24 protein-coding genes, 2 rRNA genes and 1 pseudogene (1 of these 27 running past the window's edge) are annotated in these 24,341 nt (G+C 64.8%); 11 read left to right on the top strand and 16 right to left on the bottom strand.

The features are described 5' to 3' along the window. Positions 1-990 (top strand): 23S ribosomal RNA (locus tag ACHMWQ_RS02735); it begins 1,762 nt to the left of the window's first position. Between the two features lie 89 nt (positions 991-1,079). Continuing rightward, a 5S ribosomal RNA gene (rrf, locus tag ACHMWQ_RS02730) occupies positions 1,080-1,194 on the top strand. A 979-nt stretch (positions 1,195-2,173) separates the two neighbouring features. Here rrf and ACHMWQ_RS02725 read toward each other — a convergent pair. From ACHMWQ_RS02725 to dapF, 4 genes are all read right to left on the bottom strand, one after another. Next, positions 2,174-2,815 carry a septation protein A gene (locus tag ACHMWQ_RS02725; protein ID WP_354554206.1) on the bottom strand — a complete coding sequence of 214 codons (642 nt, stop codon included), beginning with the start codon at positions 2,813-2,815 and terminating at the stop codon, positions 2,174-2,176. A 64-nt stretch (positions 2,816-2,879) separates the two neighbouring features. Further along, entirely contained in the window at positions 2,880-4,169 is a 1,290-nt protein-coding gene (ftsY, locus tag ACHMWQ_RS02720; RefSeq protein WP_396306310.1) for a signal recognition particle-docking protein FtsY, read from the bottom strand. A 3-nt stretch (positions 4,170-4,172) separates the two neighbouring features. Continuing rightward, on the bottom strand, positions 4,173-5,438 hold the full coding sequence (gene mtaB, locus ACHMWQ_RS02715) for a tRNA (N(6)-L-threonylcarbamoyladenosine(37)-C(2))-methylthiotransferase MtaB (protein WP_396306309.1): 1,266 nt from the start codon (positions 5,436-5,438) through the stop codon (positions 4,173-4,175). After that, positions 5,435-6,319 (bottom strand): diaminopimelate epimerase, encoded by an 885-nt coding sequence (dapF, locus tag ACHMWQ_RS02710; RefSeq protein ID WP_396306308.1) that lies wholly within the window; start codon positions 6,317-6,319, stop codon positions 5,435-5,437. Before dapF ends, mtaB begins: the two co-directional genes overlap by 4 nt. Before the next feature lie 389 nt (positions 6,320-6,708). Here dapF and ACHMWQ_RS02705 point away from each other — a divergent pair, with 389 nt between their 5' ends. Next, positions 6,709-8,025 (top strand): nicotinate phosphoribosyltransferase, encoded by a 1,317-nt coding sequence (locus ACHMWQ_RS02705; RefSeq protein WP_354554199.1) that lies wholly within the window; start codon positions 6,709-6,711, stop codon positions 8,023-8,025. 152 nt (positions 8,026-8,177) lie between these two features. Here ACHMWQ_RS02705 and ACHMWQ_RS02700 read toward each other — a convergent pair whose 3' ends face one another. Beyond that, positions 8,178-9,497, bottom strand: coding sequence for a glucoamylase family protein (locus tag ACHMWQ_RS02700; RefSeq protein WP_396306307.1), 1,320 nt, complete (start codon positions 9,495-9,497; stop codon positions 8,178-8,180). After that, the gene (locus ACHMWQ_RS02695; RefSeq protein ID WP_396306306.1) at positions 9,448-11,316 is read right to left on the bottom strand and encodes an ABC transporter ATP-binding protein/permease; all 1,869 of its coding nucleotides are present in this window, start codon (positions 11,314-11,316) and stop codon (positions 9,448-9,450) included. The genes ACHMWQ_RS02700 and ACHMWQ_RS02695 overlap by 50 nt, the downstream gene beginning before the upstream one ends. 254 nt (positions 11,317-11,570) lie before the next feature. Between ACHMWQ_RS02695 and glpK the strand changes: the two genes are divergently transcribed. Together glpK and ACHMWQ_RS02685 are read left to right on the top strand one after the other, a co-directional pair. Further along, a complete protein-coding gene (gene glpK / locus ACHMWQ_RS02690; RefSeq protein ID WP_354554192.1) occupies positions 11,571-13,061 on the top strand; it encodes a glycerol kinase GlpK in 1,491 nt (496 codons plus the stop codon). Between the two features lie 80 nt (positions 13,062-13,141). Next, positions 13,142-13,369 carry a hypothetical protein gene (locus ACHMWQ_RS02685; protein WP_396306305.1) on the top strand — a complete coding sequence of 76 codons (228 nt, stop codon included), beginning with the start codon at positions 13,142-13,144 and terminating at the stop codon, positions 13,367-13,369. 20 nt (positions 13,370-13,389) lie between these two features. Here the strand turns inward: ACHMWQ_RS02685 and ACHMWQ_RS02680 are convergent, their stop codons facing one another. The 3 genes from ACHMWQ_RS02680 to ACHMWQ_RS02670 all read right to left on the bottom strand — a co-directional run bounded on the left by ACHMWQ_RS02680 (position 13,390) and on the right by ACHMWQ_RS02670 (position 15,200). Then, positions 13,390-13,893, bottom strand: a complete 504-nt coding sequence (locus tag ACHMWQ_RS02680) for a DUF1993 family protein (RefSeq protein WP_396306304.1) — start codon at positions 13,891-13,893, stop codon at positions 13,390-13,392. 289 nt (positions 13,894-14,182) lie between these two features. Further along, a complete protein-coding gene (locus ACHMWQ_RS02675; protein WP_354554235.1) occupies positions 14,183-14,329 on the bottom strand; it encodes a DUF1127 domain-containing protein in 147 nt (48 codons plus the stop codon). A gap of 238 nt (positions 14,330-14,567) precedes the next feature. Further along, on the bottom strand, positions 14,568-15,200 hold the full coding sequence (locus ACHMWQ_RS02670; protein WP_396306303.1) for a YoaK family protein: 633 nt from the start codon (positions 15,198-15,200) through the stop codon (positions 14,568-14,570). Between the two features lie 154 nt (positions 15,201-15,354). Between ACHMWQ_RS02670 and ACHMWQ_RS02665 the strand changes: the two genes are divergently transcribed. From ACHMWQ_RS02665 to ACHMWQ_RS02650, 4 genes and pseudogenes are all read left to right on the top strand, one after another. After that, the gene (locus tag ACHMWQ_RS02665; RefSeq protein ID WP_396306302.1) at positions 15,355-16,347 is read left to right on the top strand and encodes a peptidoglycan-binding protein; all 993 of its coding nucleotides are present in this window, start codon (positions 15,355-15,357) and stop codon (positions 16,345-16,347) included. Next, positions 16,257-16,472, top strand: a pseudogene (locus tag ACHMWQ_RS02660) (L,D-transpeptidase); the annotation flags it as partial. The gene ACHMWQ_RS02665 and the pseudogene ACHMWQ_RS02660, both read left to right, overlap by 91 nt. Positions 16,473-16,502: 30 nt before the next feature. Continuing rightward, complete coding sequence (locus tag ACHMWQ_RS02655) at positions 16,503-16,640, top strand: hypothetical protein (RefSeq protein ID WP_396306301.1); 138 nt, start codon at positions 16,503-16,505, stop codon at positions 16,638-16,640. Positions 16,641-16,760: 120 nt separating this feature from the next. After that, on the top strand, positions 16,761-17,156 hold the full coding sequence (locus tag ACHMWQ_RS02650; protein ID WP_396306300.1) for a hypothetical protein: 396 nt from the start codon (positions 16,761-16,763) through the stop codon (positions 17,154-17,156). A gap of 93 nt (positions 17,157-17,249) precedes the next feature. On the opposite strand, the gene ACHMWQ_RS02645 is transcribed toward ACHMWQ_RS02650, so the two are convergent. The 4 genes from ACHMWQ_RS02645 to ACHMWQ_RS02630 form a co-directional block, all read right to left on the bottom strand. Beyond that, the gene (locus ACHMWQ_RS02645) at positions 17,250-18,356 is read right to left on the bottom strand and encodes an AI-2E family transporter (protein WP_396306299.1); all 1,107 of its coding nucleotides are present in this window, start codon (positions 18,354-18,356) and stop codon (positions 17,250-17,252) included. Between the two features lie 191 nt (positions 18,357-18,547). Then, positions 18,548-19,576, bottom strand: coding sequence for a YihY/virulence factor BrkB family protein (locus tag ACHMWQ_RS02640; protein WP_354554181.1), 1,029 nt, complete (start codon positions 19,574-19,576; stop codon positions 18,548-18,550). A 137-nt stretch (positions 19,577-19,713) separates the two neighbouring features. Continuing rightward, complete coding sequence (locus ACHMWQ_RS02635) at positions 19,714-20,055, bottom strand: porin (RefSeq protein ID WP_396306298.1); 342 nt, start codon at positions 20,053-20,055, stop codon at positions 19,714-19,716. Continuing rightward, a complete protein-coding gene (locus ACHMWQ_RS02630; protein WP_354554179.1) occupies positions 20,052-20,618 on the bottom strand; it encodes a dual specificity protein phosphatase family protein in 567 nt (188 codons plus the stop codon). Before ACHMWQ_RS02630 ends, ACHMWQ_RS02635 begins: the two co-directional genes overlap by 4 nt. 168 nt (positions 20,619-20,786) lie before the next feature. Between ACHMWQ_RS02630 and ACHMWQ_RS02625 the strand changes: the two genes are divergently transcribed. Next, the gene (locus ACHMWQ_RS02625) at positions 20,787-21,320 is read left to right on the top strand and encodes a lipocalin family protein (protein WP_396306297.1); all 534 of its coding nucleotides are present in this window, start codon (positions 20,787-20,789) and stop codon (positions 21,318-21,320) included. 10 nt (positions 21,321-21,330) lie between these two features. On the opposite strand, the gene xth is transcribed toward ACHMWQ_RS02625, so the two are convergent. Continuing rightward, positions 21,331-22,113: an exodeoxyribonuclease III gene (gene xth / locus ACHMWQ_RS02620; RefSeq protein WP_396306296.1), complete on the bottom strand. Its 783-nt coding sequence runs from the start codon at positions 22,111-22,113 to the stop codon at positions 21,331-21,333. 176 nt (positions 22,114-22,289) lie between these two features. Further along, complete coding sequence (locus ACHMWQ_RS02615; protein ID WP_396306295.1) at positions 22,290-22,607, bottom strand: hypothetical protein; 318 nt, start codon at positions 22,605-22,607, stop codon at positions 22,290-22,292. Between the two features lie 141 nt (positions 22,608-22,748). On the opposite strand from ACHMWQ_RS02615, the gene ACHMWQ_RS02610 reads away from it, so the two are divergent. Then, the gene (locus tag ACHMWQ_RS02610) at positions 22,749-23,048 is read left to right on the top strand and encodes a hypothetical protein (RefSeq protein ID WP_396306294.1); all 300 of its coding nucleotides are present in this window, start codon (positions 22,749-22,751) and stop codon (positions 23,046-23,048) included. A 32-nt stretch (positions 23,049-23,080) separates the two neighbouring features. On the opposite strand, the gene ACHMWQ_RS02605 is transcribed toward ACHMWQ_RS02610, so the two are convergent. Then, complete coding sequence (locus ACHMWQ_RS02605) at positions 23,081-24,247, bottom strand: alpha/beta hydrolase family protein (RefSeq protein ID WP_396306293.1); 1,167 nt, start codon at positions 24,245-24,247, stop codon at positions 23,081-23,083. Positions 24,248-24,341: the final 94 nt, after the last annotated feature.

Raw genomic sequence — 24,341 nt, 5'->3', positions numbered from 1 at the left:
TAAACGGCGGCCGTAACTATAACGGTCCTAAGGTAGCGAAATTCCTTGTCGGGTAAGTTCCGACCTGCACGAATGGCGTAACGACTTCCCCGCTGTCTCCAGCACCTACTCAGTGAAATTGAATTCCCCGTGAAGATGCGGGGTTCCCGCGGTCAGACGGAAAGACCCCATGAACCTTTACTATAGCTTTGCACTGGCATTCGTGTTTGCATGTGTAGGATAGGTGGTAGGCTTTGAAGCATGGGCGCTAGCTCGTGTGGAGCCATCCTTGAAATACCACCCTTGTGAATATGAATGTCTAACCGCGGTCCGTCATCCGGATCCGGGACCGTGCATGGTGGGTAGTTTGACTGGGGCGGTCGCCTCCCAAAGTGTAACGGAGGCGCGCGATGGTGGGCTCAGACCGGTCGGAAATCGGTCGTCGAGTGCAATGGCATAAGCCCGCCTGACTGCGAGACTGACAAGTCGAGCAGAGACGAAAGTCGGCCATAGTGATCCGGTGGTCCCACGTGGACGGGCCATCGCTCAACGGATAAAAGGTACTCTGGGGATAACAGGCTGATGATGCCCAAGAGTCCATATCGACGGCATCGTTTGGCACCTCGATGTCGACTCATCACATCCTGGGGCTGGAGAAGGTCCCAAGGGTTCGGCTGTTCGCCGATTAAAGTGGTACGTGAGTTGGGTTCAGAACGTCGTGAGACAGTTCGGTCCCTATCTGCCGTGGGTGTAGGAATATTGAGAGGATCTGTCCTTAGTACGAGAGGACCGGGATGGACGTACCTCTGGTGGACCTGTTGTGGCGCCAGCCGCATTGCAGGGTAGCTATGTACGGACGGGATAACCGCTGAAAGCATCTAAGCGGGAAACCCACCTCAAAACGAGTATTCCCTTGAGAGTCGTGGTAGACCACCACGTTGATAGGCCGGGTGTGGAAGTGCGGCAACGCATGTAGCTTACCGGTACTAATAACTCGATTGGCTTGATCATTCTCATTAATCCATGCTCATCCCAGGTGATCTCCAAGAGAGCACCGACAATGAACATCGATGACAAAACCAGTTTCTGTGCTTCGCCGGCCTGGTGGTCATGGCGAGGAGCCTGAACCCGATCCCATTCCGAACTCGGCCGTTAAACTCCTCTGCGCCAATGGTACTTTGTCTTAAGACACGGGAGAGTAGGTCGCTGCCAGGCCTGCAAAGCACAGAAAAAACAAACCCTTCGAGACACTCAATCTTCTCTCTACGATGACAAACACACAAAACCCCGCCGCGCCAAAAGCCGGCGGGGTTTTGTCGTTCTAGGCACAGGCAAAGGGAAATGCGCCGAGGAAGACGGCGCGGAGGCCCAGGCTCGAAGCTCTCGAGCTCAGGAGCCCGATCCCCGCCGAACCAGTCGGCCGATTAACGGAACCGCGACCGAAGAACGTTCTGTACCAAGGCGGCGACCGAGCCGACCTCGAGCCCAAGCCCAAACCGCCCCGGCAATCCGGCGCCCCAGCGCAATCCTCCATCGAGAACACCTCAGACCCTGATCCGGCTGCAACTGGAAGACCGCCAATCCGGCAAGAGTGCGGTGCGTTCGGTACAAGCAGCGCCGTTGCAATCCGGCAAAGCCGTCGATCGGCCAGAGCCGGACCCAAAGCACATGGTAGCAGTAAGCAGTTCCCCCGCTGCCGAAAGGGTCATCTAAGGCTTTGGGTGGCCTATCGCAGAGCCGTAGCGAGTGCGAGCTGGGTCGCCAGCCGCGATGATGGGGGGGCATAGCCACGGGCCAGAGCCAATGCCGGCGGGTCCGATGCTCGCCGCGTTGGCCTGTCCCGTGGGTTGGGAAGGGAACGGCAGTCTGTCATGGAGCCCGGCTGTCGCGCCTTGCCTCTCGCAGCGCGGACGCCGGGCCGTCTCTCTCGCGATCAAGGCGGGTTCCAGCGACACCGGCCTCGCCCCAATCGAACCCGCTTACGTCGTAGGACAGCGCCCGGACGCTCTGTCGGAGGGGCGCCATGCGGCGCCGTTGGCGCAGCGCTCTATCAAACTTCGCAGAGACGCAGATAGATCGAGATCTGTAGAGGTCGACTCACGTCACTTTGCGTACACGCAGAAACCTCAGACGCAGAACGCCCCAGGCGGCGCTCTCCATCAGGAGAAGCAGGCCCAATGTCCCAAGTACGCTCTCAGCGCACCGGCTGGGTCTCGGTCTTGTCTTCAGGGATCGTCGTGCGGGTGATCAGCGGCAGCTGGAACAGGGTGAAGATGAAGGTGAGCGGCATGATGCCGAAAACCTTGAAGTTCACCCAGAGATCCGTCGCCGCCTTGGGATCGGCGAGATAGGCGTCGGCGCCCTTCCAGATCACGATGTTGAGTACCGCCAGTGCCAGGAAGAACAGGCCCCAGCGGAAGGTGAGCTTGCGCCAGCCCTCATCCGTCAGTTTGAAGACGGAATCGAAGACATAACCGAGCAGCGAGCGGCCGAAGGCGAGGCCGCCGAGCAGGACGAGACCGAACAGGGTGTTGACGATGGTCGGCTTCAGCTTGATGAAGGTGTCGTCATGCAGCCATAGCGTCAGCCCGCCGAAGACCACCACGACGACGCCCGTGACCAGCGGCATGATCGGCAGTTTTCGCGTCATCGCGTAGGAGACAGCGAGCGCTGCGAGCGTGGCGACCATGAACAGCCCCGTCGCCCAATAGATATCGGCCCGGGCATTGGCGAAGAAGAACACGCCGAGTGGTCCGAGTTCGAGCGCCAGCTTCAGGAGCGGATTGAGCTCCTTGCGGGCGGGATCGTTGGGGGCGCGTTCGATTTCGAGGGTCATGGTCGGCTTTCGGTGGTGGACGCCTTCAGATAGGGCGATATTCGCGGCTGATCTATGGCGCAGGTCACGCTGCGATACCCGCTATCGCCCGCGCGAATTCGTCGGCCGAGAACGGTTCGAGGTCGTCGACGCCCTCGCCGACGCCGATGAAGTGGATTGGCAGGCCGTATTTGGCCGCGATGGCGACGAGAATGCCGCCGCGCGCCGTGCCGTCCAGCTTGGTCATGACCAGGCCGGTGACGCCCGCGACGCGTCCAAAGATCTCGACTTGTTGAAGGGCGTTCTGGCCGGTCGTGGCGTCCAGCGTCAGGAGAACGCTGTGCGGGGCTGTCGGATCCTGCTTCTTGATCACACGGATGATCTTTTCCAGTTCCGCCATCAGTTCGGTGCGGTTCTGCAGCCGGCCTGCGGTGTCGATCAGGAGAACGTCGGTACCGGCGGCCTGCGCATCCCGAAGCGCATCGAAGGCGAGGCCGGAGGCGTCGGCGCCGATGGCGCGGGCGACGATGGCCGAGCCGGTGCGCTGGGCCCAGATCTTCAGCTGCTCGACCGCAGCGGCGCGAAACGTGTCGCCGGCGGCGAGCATGACCGAGCGACCCTCGGCGCGCAGTTTTGCCGAGAGCTTTCCGATGGTCGTCGTCTTTCCGGTGCCATTGACGCCGACGACGAGGATGACATGCGGCTTGCGGGCGGGATCGATCACCAGGGGCTTCGCCACCGAGACAAGAACCTTTCGCACTTCGTCGGCAAGCACTGTGCGCACTTCGTCGCCGTCGATCTCCTTGTCAAAGCGGCCCTTCTTCAAGGCGGCGGTGATGGCGGCGGCGGTCGTCAGGCCGAGATCGGCCTGAATCAGGACGTCCTCGAATTCGTCGAGGGTCTCGTTGTCGAGCTTGCGCTTCGTGAAGACGGATACGATGCCGTCCGAAAGCGCGCTCGATGAACGCGATAGGCCGGCGCGCAGGCGCTGGAACCAGTTCTGTTTCGGGGCGGGTTCCGGGGCAGGGGCCGGTGCCACCGGCGCGGTGAAGAAGCCGGTGAGACGCGGCGCAGGCGCCGGAGCCGGTTCGGCGACAGCGACAGGCTCGGGCGCGGCAACAATCGGCGCCGCGAGCGGCTCAACGGTCGGAGGCTCAATGGGCTCCGGCTCGCGGGCGGTCTCGACCTCGATCGCCTCGAGGATCTCGGCGGGCGCCGGCTCGATCGCGGCGGCGGCGGCGATCGCTTCCGCATCCGGCTCCGCGGCGGGGACGGGCGTGGGCGAGACGATCTCGGGCTCTGGCGCCGGTTCCGGCTCGGCCGGCTTGCCGCCGCCGAAAAAGCGGCGGAACAGGCCCTTCTTTTCTTCTGCCATGGTTCAGGCGGCCTCTGCGAGTGGGGTGGCAAGGAGGCCCGATGCCGTCCGTCCCGTGATATGGGCCGAAACAAGCGTTCCGGCAGCGATGTCCGGCATGGTGACCGGCGTAAAATGTTCCGTGCGGCCGACGCCGCCCTTTTCCATCAGCACATGGCGCGTCATGCCGATCTCGCGGTCGAGATGGGCGGCGAGCGTTGCCTGGCCCTTTTCGCGCAGACGCGCGGCGCGGGCCTTGATGGTCGGGTGATCGAGCTGCGGCATCCGGGCGGCCGGCGTGCCGGGGCGGGGCGAGAACGGGAAGACATGCAGATGCGTCAGCCCGCATTCGTCGACCAGGGCGAGCGAGTTCTCGAACATCGCCTCGGTCTCGGTCGGGAAGCCGGCGATGATATCCGCGCCGAAGACGACATCGGGGCGGAGCTTGCGTACGGCCTCGCAAAAACGGATCGCGTCGGCGCGGCCATGCCGGCGCTTCATCCGCTTCAAAATCATGTCGTCGCCATGCTGCAGCGACAGATGGAAATGCGGCATCAGCCGTTCGTCCTCGCCGATCGCCCGCATCAAGGCGTCGTCGACCTCGATCGTGTCGATCGAGGAAAGGCGCAGGCGGGGAAGGTCGGGGACCAGCTTCAATATGGTGGCGACCAGCGTGCCGAGCGTCGGCTTGCCGGGCAGGTCGCTGCCATAGGCCGTCATGTCGACGCCCGTCAGCACGATCTCGGCATTGCCCATCTCGACCAGCTGGCGGATCTGCTCGACGACGGCGCCCATCGGCACCGAGCGCGAGGGACCGCGGCCATAGGGAATGATGCAGAAGGTGCAGCGATGATCGCAGCCATTCTGCACCTGCACGAAGGTGCGGGTATGGCCATCCATGCCGGCGACGAGATGGCCCGCCGTCTCGCGCACATCCATGATGTCGGCGACCCTGACCCGTTCATGCTCGGCGATGGCGAGCCCGAGCGGCCGGTAGGCGGCGGCGGTGAGCTTTTCCTCATTGCCGAGGACGAGATCGACTTCCGGCATGGCGGCGAAGGTGGCGGCTTCCGTCTGCGCGGCGCAGCCGGAGACGACGATCTTGAGCTCGGGGCGCTCGCGGCGGGTCCGGCGGATGGTCTGTCGCGCCTGGCGCACCGCCTCCGCCGTGACGGCGCATGTGTTGATGATCACCGCGTCGGTCAGGCCCGCTTCCGCCGCCCTCGTCCGCATCACCTCGGTTTCGAGCGTGTTGAGCCGGCAGCCGAAGGTGATGGTCTCGATGGTCATGCGCGGCGGGCGACCGTATCCGGCGCGACCTCGATGCGGATTTCGTTGCCGAGCGTGATGACACCCTCATGCTCGAATTCGGCGGCGCCGGTCATGAGAATATGGTTGTCGGCGCGCCACTCGATGTTGAGCACGCCGCCCGGCAGGCGGACATCGACGACGCGGCCGGTCTTGCCGAGGCGGGCAGCCGAGACGGCCGTTGCGCAGGCGGCGGAGCCGCAGGCGAGCGTCAGACCGGCCCCGCGCTCCCACACGCGCAGCGTGATCGAATGGTCGGATGTCACTTCGGCGATCGAGATATTGGCGCGCTCGGGGAAGATCGGGTCGCGCTCGAGAATCGGGCCGATGCGCCCGAGATCGATCGCGGCTACGTCCTCGACCCAGTAGATCGCATGCGGATTGCCGATATTGGCGACCGCCGGACGCGACAGGATCGGCGCGTCGACCGGGCCGAAGCTCAGATCGATGGCGGTCGTATCCTCGAACGGCTGGGCAAGCGGAATCTCGGCCCAGCCGAAGCGCGGCTCGCCCATGTCGACGGTAATGGTGTCGGCATCCTTCGCCACCACGTCGAGCAGGCCGGCCGAGGTTTCGAGCTTGAAGGTCTCGCGGCCGCTCTCGCGCATGAGCACGAGGGCGACGCAGCGCGTGCCGTTGCCGCAGGCGCCCGACAGCGAGCCGTCTGCGTTGAAGATCGTCATGAAGGCGTCGGTGCCGGCCGTCTTCGGCGGCTCGATCACCATCAGCTGGTCGAAGGCCGTGCGCGGGTCGGCCGCGATCGCGCGCGCCGAGGCGGCATCGAGGCGTGTTTCCGCGCCGCGCATGTCGAGCACGGTGATCTGGTTGCCGATGCCATTCATCTTGGCGAAGGGGGCGTTCATGACGTTCCGATCAGCACGCGTCCGGACCCGGTCCGGAGCCTTGAGTTTGTCGGGCATATATGGCGGAAAGATCAGAGAAATTCCATACTGGAGCGGGGTGCTCCGCCGTTTTGGCGACGCGGGACGGCAACAATCGCCTCGTCGGCTGCCCAGGATCGCCGCCTGATCCGGCGAGGCGGAAAAAAGCGCGCGCAAAACAGGGGCGCAGCGGCGCAAACTGGCGAGGCGGGCGCGGAATTGGCCCGGCGCGGCTTGCAGCCTGTCATCGGGGCTGCTTCACTGCGCCTCCCGCGTCGAGGACCCTGCTTCGCCTCGTGAATGCGCGAACGGTTATGTGGCCCATCGGGATGGGTCGAGCTCGTGCTTCTCTTCTGTCGATGGACATCTGTATGTCGCTTGATATCGCTACCCGCGTCTACAATCACGGCTTCCGGATCGATCCCATCGTCCGCACGCTGCTCGATACGGACTTCTACAAGTTTCTGATGCTGCAGCTCATTCGCGAGAAATCGCGCGATGTCCGGGCGACGTTCGGGCTGATCAACCGGACCAAGACGGTGCGGCTGGCCGACGTCATCGACGAACAGGAACTGCGCGACCAGCTCGACCATGCCCGCACGCTGCGCTTTCAGAAGAACGAGCTGATCTGGCTCGCCGGCAATACCTTCTATGGCGTGAAGCAGATCTTCAAGCCGGAGTTTCTCGATTGGCTCGAGGGCTTCCAGCTGCCGGAATATGAGCTTCGCCGCACCGATGACGGCCAGTATGAATTGCGCTTCGACGGGCTCTGGAGCGAGACGACGCTTTGGGAAGTGCCGGCGCTGGCCATCGTCAGCGAGCTGCGCGCCCGCGCCGCCATGAAGGGCATGAGCCGGTTCGAGCTCGACGTGCTCTACGCCAAGGCCAAGGCCAAGCTCTGGGGCAAGATCGAGCGTCTCCGCATCCTGGCCCAGGAAGGCCCGCTGAAGGTATCCGACTTCGGCACACGCCGCCGCCATGGCTATCTCTGGCAGAAATGGTGCGTCGAGGCGCTGCAGGAAGGGCTTGGCGACAATTTTGTCGGCACGTCCAACGTCAAGATGGCGATGGCCGCCGGCCTGGAGGCGATCGGCACCAACGCGCATGAACTGCCGATGGTCTATGCGGCCTTGGCAGAAACCGACGAACAGCTTCGCAACGCGCCTTATGACGTGCTGCGCGACTGGCAGGAGATGTATGACGGCAATCTGCTGGTCATGCTGCCGGACACCTATGGCACGACGCAGTTCCTGCGCAACGCGCCGGACTGGATCTTGAACTGGAAGGGCCTGCGGCCGGATTCGAAGCCGCCGATCGAGGGCGCCGAGGAAGCGATCGCCTGGTGGCAACTGCATGGCTCCGACCCGCGTGAAAAACTGATCGTACTGTCGGACGGGATGGACATCGACACGATCGAGGAAGCGGCCCGCCATTTCCGCAACCGGGTCAATCTCTCGATCGGCTGGGGCACCAACGTCACCAATGACTTCCGCCATTGCGCCCCGGACGGCAAGGACGACCGGCTGCAGGCGATCTCGCTGGTCTGCAAGGTGGTCTCGGCCAATGGTCGCCCGGCGGTCAAGCTTTCCGACAATGCCAACAAGGCGACCGGCCCGGCCGAGGAAATCGCCCGCTACCGCCGCGTCTTCGGCCACCAGGACCTGATGGCCCAGCCGCTTCTGGTTTGAGGAGCGGTAAAGACCCTCACCTCAACCCTCTCCCGCAAGCGGTAGAGGGGGCCGATCGCGCCCAGCCTCGCCGTCGACACTGCCTCGGCGGTAATGCCCTCGCCCGCTTGCGGGAGAGGGTTGGGTGAGGGGCTTGCTTGAAACTGTGCGCCTCAGGCGACCGGCGTTCCCGAAAAATGTGGGCTCTGGAAATCGAGCCGCTGCAAGCCCCGACGCACCTCCGCATCGCGCATGAACAGGTCCCAGATCAGGCCGCTGCGATAATTTTCGATCATCACGATCTGCGGTCCCTGGTCGATCGCGAGATGGGTTTTCGCCACCCAGTCGGCACTCTCGCTGAAGGCGTCGAAGAAGCCGTATTCGCCCCAGAGCCGGTCGCCCATGTCGTCATGGAAGTGGCGTAGCGCCCGCATGGCGATGTCGGGCGCATAGGGCAGGCTGGAGATCGCCGCCGTCGGCGCGATGACGCCCCGGTCATTGTCGGGCGCATGCGCGGAATAGCCGGTCGGGTTGTCGCTTGCCGACAGCCCCCAACAGTCTGGCCCATAACCCTTGAATCCGCCGGGGTTGGCGACGCAATAGGCGTAGTTGAGACGGGTATGGGCGAGGTTCTGCGCCCAGTAGTCGGCATAGCGATCGGTCAGCCCGCGCGGGTCGAGGCCGAGAAACGAATAATGCGCGAAGAAAAGCGGTCCGCCCCCATCCGGCCCGAGCGGCAGGTCGACGCCATATTGCGGTCGCCGGTTGAGGAAGGTCCGGCTCTGGGCGAAGCCATTATGATAGGCGAGCGGCGGGATGGCGTATTGTTCCGCGCCCGCGGCCAGCACGAACAGGATGAGGCACTCGTTCCAGCCGAGGATCTCGTGGTTCATCGCCCAGCCATGGTTCGGGCTCCAGTGCCAGTAGAGACCGTCGCGGCCGTCGCGCGTGAACCAGCTCCATTCGACTGCCCGCCGCATGCCCTCGATCCGGCCGCGCAGCCAGGGCTCCTTGCCGTCGGCGCGGTCGAAATAGACCTGCGCGGCGATCAGGCCCTGGATCCAGAACGCGGTCTCGACCAGATCGGCGCCGTCATCCTTGCGGGCGTAGCGCACCACCTTACCGGTCGTGCCGTTCATGAAATGCGGATAGGCGCCGTGGAAGCTGTCGGCCTGCTCGAGGAAGCCGATCATCTTGTGCAGCCGATCCACGGCCTCGGCGCGCGAAATCCAGCCGCGCTCGACGGCGACGACGATCGCCATGACGCCAAACCCGGAACCGCCGAGGGTGATCACCTCGTCATTGCCCTGCGTGCGGTCCCGGGCCAGGCCGCTGACCGGGTGGCCGAACTCCCAGAAATAGCGAAAGCTCTGGCGCTGGACGCGCTCCAGCAGCGCGTCGTCGTCCAGCCTCTCCCTGGCCGGGCCATGGGCTCCGGCGGATTTAATCGGCTTGCCGGGCGTTGCTCGGTTCGGGCTGTGCGGCTTGTTCATCCGGGATCGCTCGGGTCGGGGGAAGGGCGGGTTCGGGCGTGGCGGTGACGGGGCGCTTCGCGCCGACGCCAACGGGGGCATCCACCAGGTTGATGGTGCGGGTGTAGAAATCGCTGGTCGTTGCCCGGCCGGATACGGTGACCACGGCCGATTTCGCGAGATCCTCGTTGATGATCGAGGTGAAGATGCCGCGCTGTTCGTCGTCGAGCCCGTCGACGGTCTGCTCGGTGAAGATCCATTGCGGCTTCAGCAGCAACAGGCGGGCGAAGGTCAGCCGTTCCTCGTCATCATAGGAAATCTCCTTGGCCCAGCGCGCCTTGCGATCGAGCGATCCAGTGAGGCGGCCCAGCCCGACCCGCTGCATCGCCTTGATCAGATCGTCGTCCTTGAAGCCGGAGGCGGCGGAGGGATAGGTGAGGGCGGCGCGCAGCGATCCGTCGGGCACATAGGGCCGCTCCGGCATGAACATCACCTTGGCGCGCGGCGGCAGGCTGATCTTGCCCGAGCCCCAGGGCCAGAGCCCCGCCAGCGCCGAGAAGAGCGCGCCATGGGCCGAGCCGGTGCGATCGATGATCAGTACCCGGTCGCCCGGTTCGATGGTGACGTCGGCCTCGTCCAGCGCCGCCCGTTCGCCGGTCCAGTCGACCGCAACGTTCTCGAGCTCCAGATTGCCGAGCGGCTCGTGGTCGTAGACGATGCGCTCGCCACTGGAGCGCGGCTGTTCCAGCGTGACCAGGGCCTGGCGGAAGCTCATCACGCGGGCGAGCGTCGCACGCCAATCGGCAATCAGGCTGAAATTATCGACGAACCATCGCAGGCTGTTCTGCACCTGGTTGAAGGCACCGACCACCATCATCAACTCGCCGAAGGAGAGCGTTCCGCCGAAATAGGCCGGCGCGGCGATGACGATCGGCGCGACCAGGCCGATCCAGCCATAGCCGGCCGTTACCCAGGTCAGGCGGGCGAGCGCATTGACGAAGCGGCGGGTGATGTCGATGACGCGGGCCAGTTCGTCGTCGAGACGCTGTTTTTCGTCCGGCTCGCCGGCATTGAGCACGATGCCGTTGGCATTTTCGTTGACCTGCACCATGGCGAAGCGAAGGTCCGCTTCGCGGGCATAGCGCTCGACGCCGATGCCGATCAACGGACGGCCAATGCGCCAGCTCACCCATGAGCCGGTCAAGGCGAAGATCAGCGCGCACCAGACCATGTAGCCGGGAATCGTGAAGCTGTATCCGCCGAGATGGAGCACGACCCCGCTCGACAGCACCCAGAGCACGCCGACGAAGCTGAACAGCAGCAGCGTCGACTGGAAAAGCCCGATGCCGAGCCCGGCCGAGAGTTCGGCCAGATGCTTGGCGTCCTCATGCACGCGCTGGTCCGGATTGACGCCGATTTCGCCGGCGTCTCCGAGCATGACCAGGCGGCGCGAGGTCAGCCATTCGGAAATCAGGTCGCGCGTCAGCCATTGCCGCGACTGCAGCGTGATCATCTGCGCGAGCCAGGTCTGCGCGACGTTCAGCACCAGCAGCACGCCGGCGATACCGAAGAACACCATCAGGTAATAGAGGAAGGACGAGAAATTGCGCGTCTCGATCGCGTTGTAGAACGGGCTGTTCCAGGCGTTGAGCACCACCTGCATGCCTGCGGTGGCGATGATGACCGTGACGATGCCCACGGTCAGCAGCACGAAATCGCGCCGTCCGGACGAGTTCCAGAGCGCGGAAACGAAAGCCTTGAATTGCAGGACCAGTTCCGCGATCTCGTCCGTCACGCCATCGCTGGCACTAGGACTGGTGTCATGGGGTCTTTCCGTCATTGCCTCGACTATCCGGCTTCGGCGCAGGCGAGCATACCGCCCGTCAGGACGAAATCGCGCATCATTCTGCCCGGTGTCGCGGCGAATGCCGCTTTCCCGGTCAAACTGTTGCAGAAGGACATCAAATCAACCCGGTGCGACGGGACGCCCCGCCGCACGGCATCTCGCGCCCGCTCCGCCTAGGCGCTAGGATTTCGTCACAATGGAATCCGGATGATGCAGGCCCGGATCGACAAGACGGTTCGGGAGGACCCATGAGCCCCTTCATTCTGGCGATCGACCAGGGCACCACCTCGACGCGCGCCATCGTCTTCGATGGCAGCTATCATGTGCGCGGCGTCGGCCAGCAGGAATTTCCGCAGCATTTTCCGCGCTCCGGCTGGGTCGAGCATGATCCGGAGGATATCTGGCGCACCGTGCTGGAGACGATGCGCTTCGCGCTCGCCCATGCCAGCGTGTCGCTTTCGGATATCGCCGCCATCGGCATCACCAACCAGCGCGAGACGACGATCCTCTGGGATCGCGAGACGGGGAGGCCGATCCACAACGCCATCGTCTGGCAGGATCGGCGCACGGCCGATCGCTGCAACGCCCTGAAGGCCGAGGGGGCCGAGCCCGGCCTGACCGAAAAGACCGGCCTGCTGCTCGATCCGTATTTCTCCGGCACCAAGATCGCCTGGATTCTCGACCAGGTGCCTGGCGCCCGTGCGCGGGCCGAGCGGGGCGAGCTGGCCTTTGGCACCGTCGACAGCTTCCTGCTCTGGCGGCTGACGGGCGGCCGCGTGCATGCGACCGACGCCACCAATGCCTCGCGCACGATGCTGTTCAACATCCGCACCGGCGAATGGGACGACGACTTGCTGGCCCTGCTGCGGGTGCCGAGGGCGATCCTGCCGGAGGTGAAGGATTCGGCGGCCGATTTCGGCGTCACCGACCCCTCCATCGTCGGCGCGGCGATCCGGATCGCCGGCATCGCCGGCGACCAGCATGCGGCGACGCTGGGCCAGGCCTGCTTCCAGCCCGGGATGATGAAATCGACCTATGGCACCGGATGCTTCGCGCTGCTCAATACCGGTTCGGATCTGGTGTTGTCGAAGAACCGGCTGCTGACGACCATCGCCTACCGGCTCGACGGCAAGACGACCTATGCGCTGGAGGGCTCGATCTTCGTGGCTGGGGCGGCGATCCAGTGGCTGCGGGACGGATTGGGCCTGCTCGACCGGTCCGACCAGGCGGGGCCGATGGCCGCGCAGGCGGATCCGCACCAGAACGTCTATCTGGTGCCGGCCTTCACGGGCCTCGGCGCGCCCTGGTGGGATGCGGAGGCACGTGGGGCGCTGTTCGGGCTGACGCGCGGCACGGGGCCGAACGAGTTCGTCCGCGCGGCGCTCGAATCCGTCTGCTACCAGACCCGCGACCTGCTCGACGCGATGCGGCGCGACTGGGCGCGCGCCGGCGAGACCGTCCTGCGCGTCGATGGCGGCATGGTCGCGAGCGACTGGACGATGCAGCGCCTCGCCGACATCCTCGACGCGCCGGTCGACCGGCCGGTGGTGCTCGAGACGACGGCGCTGGGGGCCGCCTGGCTTGCCGGCCGGCAGGTCGGCGTCTGGCCGGCCGAGGAGGGGTTCGCCGCGAGCTGGCGGCTCAACCAGACATTCCTGCCCGATATGTCCGCCGAGCTCCGCGAAGCCCGGCTGGCGGGCTGGCGCGATGCGGTCTCGCGCACGCGCACAAGCGCGTGACGCGGCGCCGAACGGGTGATGACCATCACAGTCCCGTAAGGAAAAGGGCGTAAAATGGCCTCTTCCGTCAGGAGGTTGCCATGCTCCGTACGATCGGAATTGTTATCGCCATCCCGCTCATCATTGCCGCCGGCATGCTCGGCGCCCGGGCCGGAACATCGCCGCCGGCCAATCCGACGGCGAGCGAATGCCGACGGGCCGACCGCTGCGTTCCGAGCCGCGAAGAGCTGGACGGGAAGGCTGCGCAGGATCACAAGCTCAAGACCCGGCACGACACGGTGAAAAACTCGATCAACAATGTTCGCTGACCGGCAAACCGGTCGAGGTGCTAGTCGATCTTGCCGAGATAGTCGGCCTTGCCGACCGCGATGCCCTTGTGGCGCAGGATGTCGTAGGCGGTGGTAACGTGGAAGAAGAAGTTCGGCAGCGCGTGGCGAAGCAGGAAGGCCTTGCCGTCGAGCTGCACGGCGCCGTTCCGCATCGAGATCGTCCCGGACTCGCTGCCGTCGAGCGCCTCCGGCGGGATCGCCTTCAGGAATTCCACCGTGCGCTGGATCCGGGCCTTCAGCTCGGCGAAGCTCGTCTCCGTATCGGCGAAACTTGGATTGTCGAGGCCCGAAAGCCGCGCGCCTGCGCCCTTGGCCGTGTCGCTGGCGCGCTGGATCTGGCCGGCGAGCGGCAGCATGTCAGCTGCGAGCCGTGCGTCGACCAGGCTTTGCGGGTCGATGCCGTCGGCGGCGCTCTGCGCTACGGCCTTGTCGAGAATGGCCTCGAGATTTCCGAACGCCCGGATGAAGACCGGAATGGAGGCCTCATAGATCGATAGCGCCATGATGGTTCTCGGAGGTTGCGCGGGCTCGTTCCGGCACGCGGGTTGCGGAACCGGAAAATGGGCGCGCGCCGCCATCCGTTTCAAGAGGCAGGCGGAAAGATAGTGGGGGAGGCGTCGGCGGCGCGGCTCGTTCGAGCGGCCCGCGAAAAATACGCATAAAAAAAGCGCCCGTCGGGGAGGAGGTCGACGGGCGCTTTAGTTGATGGTGCCGCACAAGGGAGGAGGTTTGTGGGCACCTAATCGCAGGGAACAAGGGAGGAGGTTTGTTCCCAGACGAACCGTGAAATTCTCAGTATCCGGCAGCCTGCTTGGCAAGTGCCTTGATGTCGTGGCGGCTGATGCCCAGATCAGCGAGCTCGCGATTGTCGAGGCGCGACAATTCGCTGCGGGTCTCGCGATACTTGAGCCAGGTCTTGTAAGAGTTCATGAGGTTCATGGCCATCATCCGATCCCTTTCCCTACCAACCGCTACTTCCCAGATCCGCGCCGGATTTCTCTGTCGCCGTTCTGATGATTGGAATTTAGTCCGGGTCTCGAAGGATGAGCACTGCGAAAAAAGTCATGCCAGCATTGCGCTGAATGCAGAGCAACATGACTAGGAACATCTTTGTTGCAATGCAGCAATAGGCCTCTCGCTGGCGTAAACGGCAGGAATGTTGGCGTCGGGCGAGAAATCAGCGCGACAGGACCGCCAGGACCGCCAGGACCGCCACGATCGCGCAGGCCGCCCACAGGCCGGTGAGGCCGATCATTCCATAGACGACGGCGCCGAGAATCGCGCCCAGACATAGCGAAGCCCATAGCAGCAGGCTTGCGACCCAGCCCCATTTGTCGCCGCCCTCCAGGGCGGCGGCGAGGCGGTGGCCTACCTTGACCAGCGCGCCGGTCACATAGGTCAGACCGATGCCGGGGCTGCCATTGCGCTGGAAGACAGCGTTTTCGACGCCCATGGCCAGCGCCATCGCGATATTGCCCATGATGGCGAGCGATAGATTGTCTGAGACGGCGGCGAGCGCCAGCAAGCCGGCCTCGGTCCACAGGATCGCGGCGCGTCGGTCGCGCCGGCCGTCCTTGCCGACCCAAGCGCCCAGCGCCGCACCGGCGACGAACAGCACGATGATGCTGGCGACCTGGCCGGCCTTGTCCCAATCGCCCATGGCGATGTCGACGCCCAGACGGGTGGTGTTGCCGCTCATGAAGGACACGAACACGCCGCCCAGATGGCGAAAGCCCATGGCGTCGACATAGCCGGCAATGCCGGCGAGGACATAGGCGAGCGCCTTCTGCCTGTGGGAATAGTCCATCATCTGCGTAGGCCGTCGTGGAATAGCGGGTTGGGGGTGCAAGCCAAGGAAGACGCAGAGGAATAGCGCGTCGCAGTTAAGAATTGTTAACCGTGTCTGCCTAAATTGCGGGTGATATTTGTTCGTTGTGCCGCGTTCGCCGGCTGGAGAGTTTGCCTTGTTCGTCGCCTGGATTCGCGTGGCGCTTGTTCCCTCCCTGCTGGCGCTCGGCAGCGCCTCCCTTCATGCCCAGGAATGGCGCGAGCCCTATCCGGAAGAGGCCCAGCCGGAACGGTATTATTCCGAGCCGGCCTACCCGGAACCGGCCTATCGCGATCCGGCCTACCGGGAGCCCGGCTACGCACCCGATGAAGCGCCGCGTTACGTGGAGCCGGCCGCGCCTGTGTCGGCGCCCGCACCCGCCGCTTCCGCGCCGATCCGCCGGGCCACGGCGCCGCTCTCGGCCGATTTCATCGCGCAGGCCAATCAAGCCCCGATGGCCGGCATTCCGGCCAAGAGCGACAAGCCCGATCCGCAGGTGCTGAAGCTGCAGGTCCTGCTCGACCGCGTCCATGTCTCGCCCGGCGTCATCGACGGCCGCCAGGGCGGCAATCTCAACAAGGCGATCTCGGCGCTGCAGAGCATGCACAACATGCCGCCGAACGGCCGCCTCGGTCCCGAGATCTGGGACCTGCTGCAGGTGGCGGCCGACCGGCCGGTGCTGATGGATTACACGATCAGCGACAAGGACGTCGCCGGTCCCTTCGTGCCTGTCATGCCGAAGGATTATGCCAAGATGGCGGCCCTGCCGAAGCTCGCCTATCGCGATCCGGTCGAACTGCTGGGCGAGAAGTTCCACATGGACGAGAACTTCCTGCGCAATCTCAATCCGGATGCTGATTTCACCGTGGCCGGCACGATCATCACGGTGGTCGATGTCGGGCCGAATGCCAAGGCCAAGGTAGCCCATCTGGTGGCGGATGCGAGCACCCGGCAATTGCTCGGCTATAACGAGAACTGGGATGTCGTCGTCGCTTATCCGGCCACGATCGGCAGCGCCGACCTGCCGTCCCGTCCGGCATTCATGCGGTCAAGGCGGTCGCGGAGAATCCAGAATACTGGTACCGCCCGAAGGTCAATTTCCAGCAGGGCAACAACGACAAGCCGCTGAAGCTCGCCTCCGGCCCCAACAATCCGGTCGGCACCGTCTGGATCGGCCTCGACAAGCCGACCTATGGCATCCACGGCTCGCCAGAGCCCAGCAAGATCGACAAGACCAACAGCCATGGCTGCCTGCGCCTGACCAATTGGGACGCGCAGGAACTGGTGAAGCTGGTCAAGCCCGGCGTCGATGTCGAATTCGTCGACCAGACGCCGACGGCGTCCGTCGCCCCCGCCCCCGCGCCTGTCCCGGTTGCTGTCGAGGCTGGTGGCGAGCAGGCGATGCCGCCGCCGCTCCAGTAGGCGGACGGGCGCGATCCGCGGGCCACACATCCACGCAAAATAGCGTCACGGCGCGGCACAGGCTTGCCGCGCCGTGCCTCGTCTTGGTAGCTATGCCGATCATTTCGACGAGGACACAGTATGAACCGCTTCGCACTTCCGCTGGCTCTGGCCGCCGTTTCGGTCGTCGCGGCCTTCTCCGCCGGCGAGAGCTTCGCCAAGTCCAAGGCCGCCGCGCCGGCTCCGGTGCGCGACGCTTCCTGCAAGCAGTCGCGCTGGGAGATCAAGGGCGCGGGCGCCAAGACGATCGCCGAGGGCGGCCAGGACCGCGTCTGGCGCGTTTCCGTCGCCGGCGTTCCGGCCAAGGCTAACGTCGTGCTGGAATATACCCGCTCCAACGGCACCAAGGGCGAGGTCGGAATGCCGTCCGGCTATGCCACGCTGGTCGAGGGCTCCTCTGTGCGCATGGTGCTGTCGAGCCCGGGCATGAGCAGCGGCGTCGCCGTTGCCGGCACGATCAACGCCCAGTGCAAGTAAGCCGGTATCGTCCGACACAGGCCTGAAAGCTTCTGGCCGGCGCCCTGAAAAGGCGCCGGCTTTTCTTTGTCCCTATTTTTGGGAACGGCCCCGCTAGCCTTCGAGGAAATGCCCGACGGCATTGAGCGGCCGCACGCCGTCGCAGATGATCTTCATCATGGCGAGCATGGGCACGGCGAGGACGGCGCCCGGGACGCCCCACATCCAGAACCAGAAGATCAGCGAGATGATCACCAGGACGGGGTTGAGCGTGAATCGCCGGGCCAGCAGCATCGGCGTGATCGCCTCGCCCTCGACGAGGTGAATTAGTAGATAAAGCCCTGCCGGCAGCAGCGCTTGCACGAGGGGGTCGATGGTGAGGAGGCCCGCGAACAGAAAGATGCCGACGCCGGCAAACGGCCCCATGATCGGGACATAGTTGAGCAGGAAGGCGACCGTGCCCCAAAGAATGGGGTCACCAAGACCGCAGGCCCACATCGCAAGCCCGGTCGCGACGCCGACTGCCGCATTCATCAGGGTGATGGTCACGAGATAGGCCGAGACATTTTCCTCGATCTGCTGTGACAGGTCGACGACCCGCCGCTTGTCGCTGAAGCTCGGCACGATCTCCACCATCCGGCGCAGGAAAGTGTCGCCCGAGACGAGCAGGAAGAACAGGATCAGGATCGTCTCGAAGAAGCCGCTGGCAAAATGCTGCGTCCCCTTCATCAGCGTTTCGGCGAGCGTCGGGCCCGGCGCGCCGCCGACGCCCGTCGCAACCCCATCAAACTGATGCAGGAATTTCTGCAGGGCGCCGATCGGCTGGCTCAGGAACTTGAGCCGCTCCTCCAGTCGATCCACGCCACCAGGCAGCTTTTCTCCCCAGGCCGTCGCCGGGCCGGACAACGCCGCCCCCACAGCAACAATCGCGCCGAAGACGGTGAGGATCACGAGCAAGGCTGCCAGCGTTCTCGGCACGCGCAGCTTTTCCAGCAGCCGCATCGCCGGCTGGAACAGCAGCTTCAGTACGATGGCCAGAACGATCGGCAGAATGATGTCGGAAGCGAAGTAGCAGACCGTCAGCACCGCCAGAACCAGCAGGCAAGCCTGGATCACCAGCTTCGGGTCCGCAGGCAGGGGCCCGTCTTCGCCCGCCAGCTGCGGTGGCTCGAGCGGAACGGTTTCCGTCGTCGGGATCTCGATTCTCAGGGGATCTGCCATCGGCGGAACTCGCTTTGCGAAATTTGGAGCCGTCGCTGGCATGAATCCAGCCGACATCACCGTGAAGGGCCGGTGTCAGCTCAAACCCGCTTCGCCTTTCGCCGTCCTCCCCGATCTCGTGCAATGCGCCCATCGGGCGCTGGTTGCATGGCGCCGCAAATATCGGCCGCCGTCCGGCAGAAACGGCTCTGTCAGTCCTGCGCCTTGCCGATCGAATCGGCCATCACGGCGCCGCGCTTGCCCAGCGGCTTGGGCCGGCCCACCGTCGAATCGCGCGCGGTCTGGTGCTCCATTTCGGCGTTCAACTCGGCGCCGAGCAGGATGACCGTCGCCGAAAGCCAGATCCACGTCATGAAGCCGATAATCGCGCCAAGGGCGCCATAGGCCCGGTCATAGCTGCCGAAGCTCGAGACGTACCAGGAGAAGCTGATCGAGGTCAGGATCCAAAGGCCCGCGGCAACGGTGCTGCCCCACGTGACCCAGCGCCATTTCGGCTGTTCGCGGCAAGGCCCGAAGCGATACAGGATCGCCAGCGCCGCCCAGACGAAGAAGCCGAGAATGGGCCAGCGCAGGATGTTGATCCAGACTTCGGAAGATCGCCCGATGTCGAGGAAGCGCAGCGCGATCGGCACGGCGATGATGAAGGCGATGGCGCCGATGCCGGCGGCGATCGCCAGCAGGGTGAAGATCAGCGATTCGACGTTGAGCGCGATGACGCTGCGCCGCTCGCGTTCGCCATAGGCGACGTTGAGACCGTCGATCGTCGCCTTGATGCCGGCATTCGCGCTCCAGATCGAGAACAGGAAGGAGAGGGCGAAGCTGAAGCTGAGGGCACCGCTGGAGGCGCGGATCGCGAGCGTGATCTGATCGGAGATCAGCTCGAAGGCGCCGGCCGGCAGCACGAAGGCCAGGCCGGAGAGATGGCTGTTGATGGTCGAATTATCCGCCACCAGGCCGTAGAGCGTCACCAGCGCGGAAAGGCCTGGAAAGATCGCCAGCAGGCAGAAGAAGGCCATGCTGCCGGCAACCGTCAGGACGCGATCCTCAAGCGAGCTTTCCCAGACGCGCCACAGGATGTCCTTCCATCCGCGCGCGGGAATATCCGCCGGCGCATCCGCCAGTCGACCACGACCCGGTTCTGCCTCATCGATGGCCTGCTCGATCGCCGGAGGGGGCGAGGCGCTGGTCAGCAACGGGGAAGGAGGGTTCGCGGTGGCCATCTGCTATGCCTGTGTCTTGTCGATCGTAACGACGGCGGCGAGGGCGAATCGCTTGCCGGAGGAAATTGCTTTCGCGGCTGCTTTGTCGATCATTCGCTGTCGAATGACCAGCCTTCCATCGAGATCGGGCCGCGCGACTAGTTCCGCCCCCCAAAACTGGTGCCGAACTTCACATAGCCGCCGATCTTGATGCAGGCACCGGTGCCCGGCGAATAGGTGAATCCCTCGCCGAAGGCGTCGCATATTCTGGCGTAATGCGGTTCCGCGTCCGAAGGTTCCGCTTCCGCCTTTCGCGGCGGCCGAAGTCCTTCTGCCGGCGTGGGGGCGGAGGGCTTGCTGTCGAGCGAGGGCGGGGTAAGCGGCGGCCAGGCGTCCGCCAGGGCGTGCGAGGGAAGCTGCAACAGGCCGATCGCGAGGATCAGCCCGGCTGGGTGGCGCCAGGTCCTGCTGTCAGGCGATGGCAAGGCGGGGGTTTTCATGAATCGTGAAATCCGAGCCAGGGTTCCAGCGCCTCGAAGGTCATGTCCATCGGCCAGGTCGGGCTGAACGGCAACGCGATATGCCCGTAGCGGATCGAGATCTGCTCTTCGGCCGCCTCCTCGCCCAACCGGGCGACGGCGGCGATGTAAAGGGCGGAGGCCAGGCTGGTCCGGTCGCTGCCATCGGTGCAATGAATCAGGATCGGCTTCTGCGCGGTCTTGAACAGGTCGATCAGCGCCGCGGCCTCGCCCTCCGTCAGCTCCGCCCGCGAGGACATGCGGAAGTCCGCATGCGCCAGGCCGAGACGGTTCGATTCGTCGATCTCCGCGCGATACCAGCTCGCCGATTCATTGGCGCCGCGCAGGTTGATCACCGTCTTGATGCCAAAGTTGCGGGCATAGCGCTCGAGCTGGGTCGGGGTCGGCTGGGCCGAGCGATAGAGTTCGCCGGCGATGACTGTGTGGAAATTGCCTGTCAGAAGGAGGGTCGCGATATAGATGCCGAGCACCACCGGCACGGCCAACACGGCGGCGCCGATCCACAGAATCCGCTTCTTGCTCATGTCTCGGCCGCTTCCTGCCTTGCCGCACAGCCCCCGCTGTATGGCGACAAATTAGCGGAAACGCCCGCATCGAGCCACAACGCTTGTGTCGCACCGTCAGGTCTGAACCTCCATGCCTCGCCGCCCGTCTCCCGAGGGAACCGGAGGGCGCTTTCCGACTTGGACCGCATGACCTCAAGAATCATCCTGCCCCTTCTCGCCGTCTGCCTGTTGGCCGCTTGCAGCCCTGCCGGCCCGGTCGGCAATGCCGCCGTGCCGCAACCGGCCAAGAGCGTCGACGTCGAGCGCTATCTCGGCCGCTGGTTTGAGCTTGGCCGATATGAAAACGGCTTCGAGCGGGGCTGCGAAGCGGTGACGGCGGAATACAGCCTTCGGCAGGACGGCCTGGTAAAGGTGGTTAACACCTGCAACGCCGGTGGCGTCGACGGCAAGGAGCGGGTCGCAGTGGGCCGCGCCAAGGTCGTGCCGGGAAGCGGCAACGCGAAGCTGCGGGTCTCGTTCTTCGGACCGTTCCTCGGCGACTACTGGATCCTGGATCACGCGCCGGATTATGCGTGGTCTATCATCGGCGAACCCTCCGGCCGCTATCTCTGGATTCTCACCCGCGCGAAGACGCCGTCCGAGCCGGTTCGCAAGAAGCTGGAGAGCCGCGCCCGGTCGCTTGGCTATGACGTCACGATGCTGCGCTGGACCCGCCACTGACTAGCCCGATCTAACCCTCGGCATCCGCCAGTTCGATCCATGCTGGCGCGTGGTCGCTCGTCTTATCCCAACCGCGAACGGGCTTATCCACGCCCGCGGCGCTGAGGCGATGGGCGACCGAAGGGGACAGCAGAAAGTGGTCCAGCCGCAGGCCCGCGTCCCGGCCCCAGGCGTTCCGGAAATAGTCCCAGAAGGTGTAGAGCCGTTCATCGGGATGGAGCGTCCGCAACGCGTCGACCCACCCTTCCTCCGTCAGAGCCTTGAAGGCCTCTCGCACCTCGGGGCGAAACAGCGCATCCCTGCGCCAGCGCTCCGGCTTGTAGACGTCGAGATCGGTCGGAATGATGTTGTAATCGCCGGCGAGCACGACCGGGATATCGAGCTCGAGAAGCTCTTCCGCATAGCGTGCCAGGCGCTGGATCCAGCGCAGCTTATAGTCGAACTTCGGCCCGGGGGCGGGGTTGCCGTTCGGCAGATAGAGGCATCCGACCAGAACGCCCTGGATGGCCGCCTCGAGATATCGGGACTGGGCATCGTCGACATCGCCGGGAAGCCCGCGTCGCGTCACCAGGGGGTCGCGGCCCTTGGCGAGGATCGCGACGCCGTTCCAGCTCTTCTGGCCCTGCCAGATCGCGCCATAGCCCGCCTTCTCGATCTCGCGCCGTGGAAAGCGTTCGTCCGGCGCCTTCAGCTCCTGCAGGCAGGCGATGTCGGGTGACGCTTCTTCGAGCCAGCGAAGAAGCACCGGCAATCGGCCATTGACACCATTGATGTTGAAAGTCGCGATCTTCATCGAAGGGGCAGTCTCGCGCTGTTGGCGCCGCAGATCGCGGAGGTTTTGCTAGGCAAGCTAATTGGCGGAGCGGCGTCGGAGCCATCCGCTCGAACACGTTGTTTGCGAGCGACCTACCTAACGGCGGTCGGGAAAAGACGCCCCGCCTGTGTGGACGGCCAGTTCGTCAAGAGCCGTCAGTCATTGGCGGCTGTGTCGTCTTCGCTGGCCGGCTTCGTGTTGCGCTCTTCGCCGGGCAGGTCGCGCGCGGCATGCTCCCACTCTTCCGGGCCGTTGCCGACCTCGTCGCCACGGCTGCGGACATCGCGGCCGCCGACAAAGCCGTCCCGGTCGCGGTCCGGCGTATTTCCCGGCAGGGGACGCTGCAACAGGGAGCCCGGCGTCGGTCCCTTGGGCTCGCCATAGACAGGCGGCTGGCCCTGGACGTGCGATTGAAGCTGCGCATGGCCCTCGGGCTCATTGCTGTCGGCAAGGTTCGGCTTTTCGGGGGTCATTTCGGCACTCCTCTTCCCCCTAACCAACGGCTGGATGCAGCAGATCGTTGCCTCCCACCCGCGAATGCGATCCGGGCCTCGCAACCCTTTGCCGTCGGCTCCCGTTCTGGTCATGGCAATTCCATGCCATGGGAGGATGACGTGCCGTCGATCAAAGCTTTCTCACCCGCGAGCCTGGCGCTGCTGGCAGCCCTGGCGGTGTCGGGTACCCCGCCTGCGTTTGCGGCGCCGCTCTCCAGCGCCACCCACATCCAGCTTACCGAGCGCCCGGAGGCGTGCCCGCTCGGCGAGTTCAGGCTGATGGATATCGGCTGCCAGAAGATGGAGCCGCAGCTGCCGATCCTGGAAGGCCAGCCCGATGCGCGGCGCCATCCCTATTATTTCCAGGGCGACGGCAAGGACAGGCTGCGTGGCCCGCTTTATGGCGAGGCCCGCCCTTAACCCGAAGGCATGGCTTGATCGGCCCCCGCCGGTCACCGCCCTTCGAACTGCTCGTCGAGCCAGTCAAAGGTCCGGCGATTGAACAGCGACCGGTTCCTCATCTCGCAATGACCGGCCGCGCCCTCGACGGCCGTAAAGCGCATAAAAGTCTTGGGGCAGCGGAGCGCCGCGAAGAACGTTTCCGCATTTGCTGCGGCCCGGTCGTTTTCCGCCTGGGTGATGAGCGTGGGGCAGCGGATCTGCTCGGCCCGGCCCGCCAGCGCGTAGAGCTCGGCGGAAGCGAGATAATCGCGCAGATTATCCACGCCATGCACCCAGTAGCCGCGCTGGATCACCTTCCAGTGCATGGATCGATCTGCACGAACCATCTGCTCTGCGCGCTGCATCACGCTCTCGTCCAGTTTGCCGAGATCGGCGACGGCCTGCGGCGGAAGCTTGAACATGGCTGCGAAGGCGTGGCGGAAGCCGTCCGCGATGCTCCACGTGCCGGGATCGGCGATCAGAGCCGCGATGCGTCGCTCGACAGAAGCGGCGCGGGGCGCGAGGTGACCGCCCAGGCTGGTCCCGCTGAGGGCAATGCGCGAGGGATCGACCAGCGGATGCGCGAGGGCGAAATCCACCACCGCGCCGATCACGGCTTCCCAATCCGGCCGAAGCGGAATGCCGTGCTCATAGAGCATCTCGCCCTGGCCTGGCCCTTCGAAAAGAAGGCTGTGATAGCCGCGCCGGGACGCGGCGACGGCGGACAGGAAATACATGTCGGTCGAGGTCGAATCGTAGCCGTTGTTGAGGATGACGAGCGGCCTCACCTCGGTTTCGTATCCCGCGGCCGGGATAAAATAGGCCGGCATCGCCTGCGATTCGAACGGGATCCGCTGCGGCCGGACCGGGCGGGCACCGAGCGCCAGTCCCCGGTCGAAGGCGGCGATCTGGCGGCGATAGGCATCGAGCAATCGCCGGTCGACGGGCGCGCCATAGAGCGGGTGATACGAGGTCGCATAGAAGACGCTGGCGCGCAGATAGAGCTCACGTGCGCTGCTCTCATGGCCGCTTGCGAGGGTGGTCTCCGCCTCAGCTTCCAGCCGTTCCGCCGCGGCGATCCAGGCCGCGTGATAGGCACCGTCGTCGCCATTGCCGACTTCGGCGGCGACCGCCGCGATCTCCCCGAAATCCGCCCCGCCATAAGGGATATAGGCCACCGGCCACGTCCCGAACTGCTCGTGCAAAGGATCCGCAAACAAAGCCGCCATCCTGAACCTCCCCCTTAGGACGGATGGAGATTAAGCGGAGGCA

The sequence above is a fragment of the Kaistia sp. UC242_56 genome (assembly GCF_044452255.1).
GTDB lineage: Bacteria > Pseudomonadota > Alphaproteobacteria > Rhizobiales > Kaistiaceae > Kaistia > Kaistia defluvii_A.
Note: the sequence above shows the minus strand (reverse complement) of the source record. Positions and strands in the feature narration are given on the sequence as shown.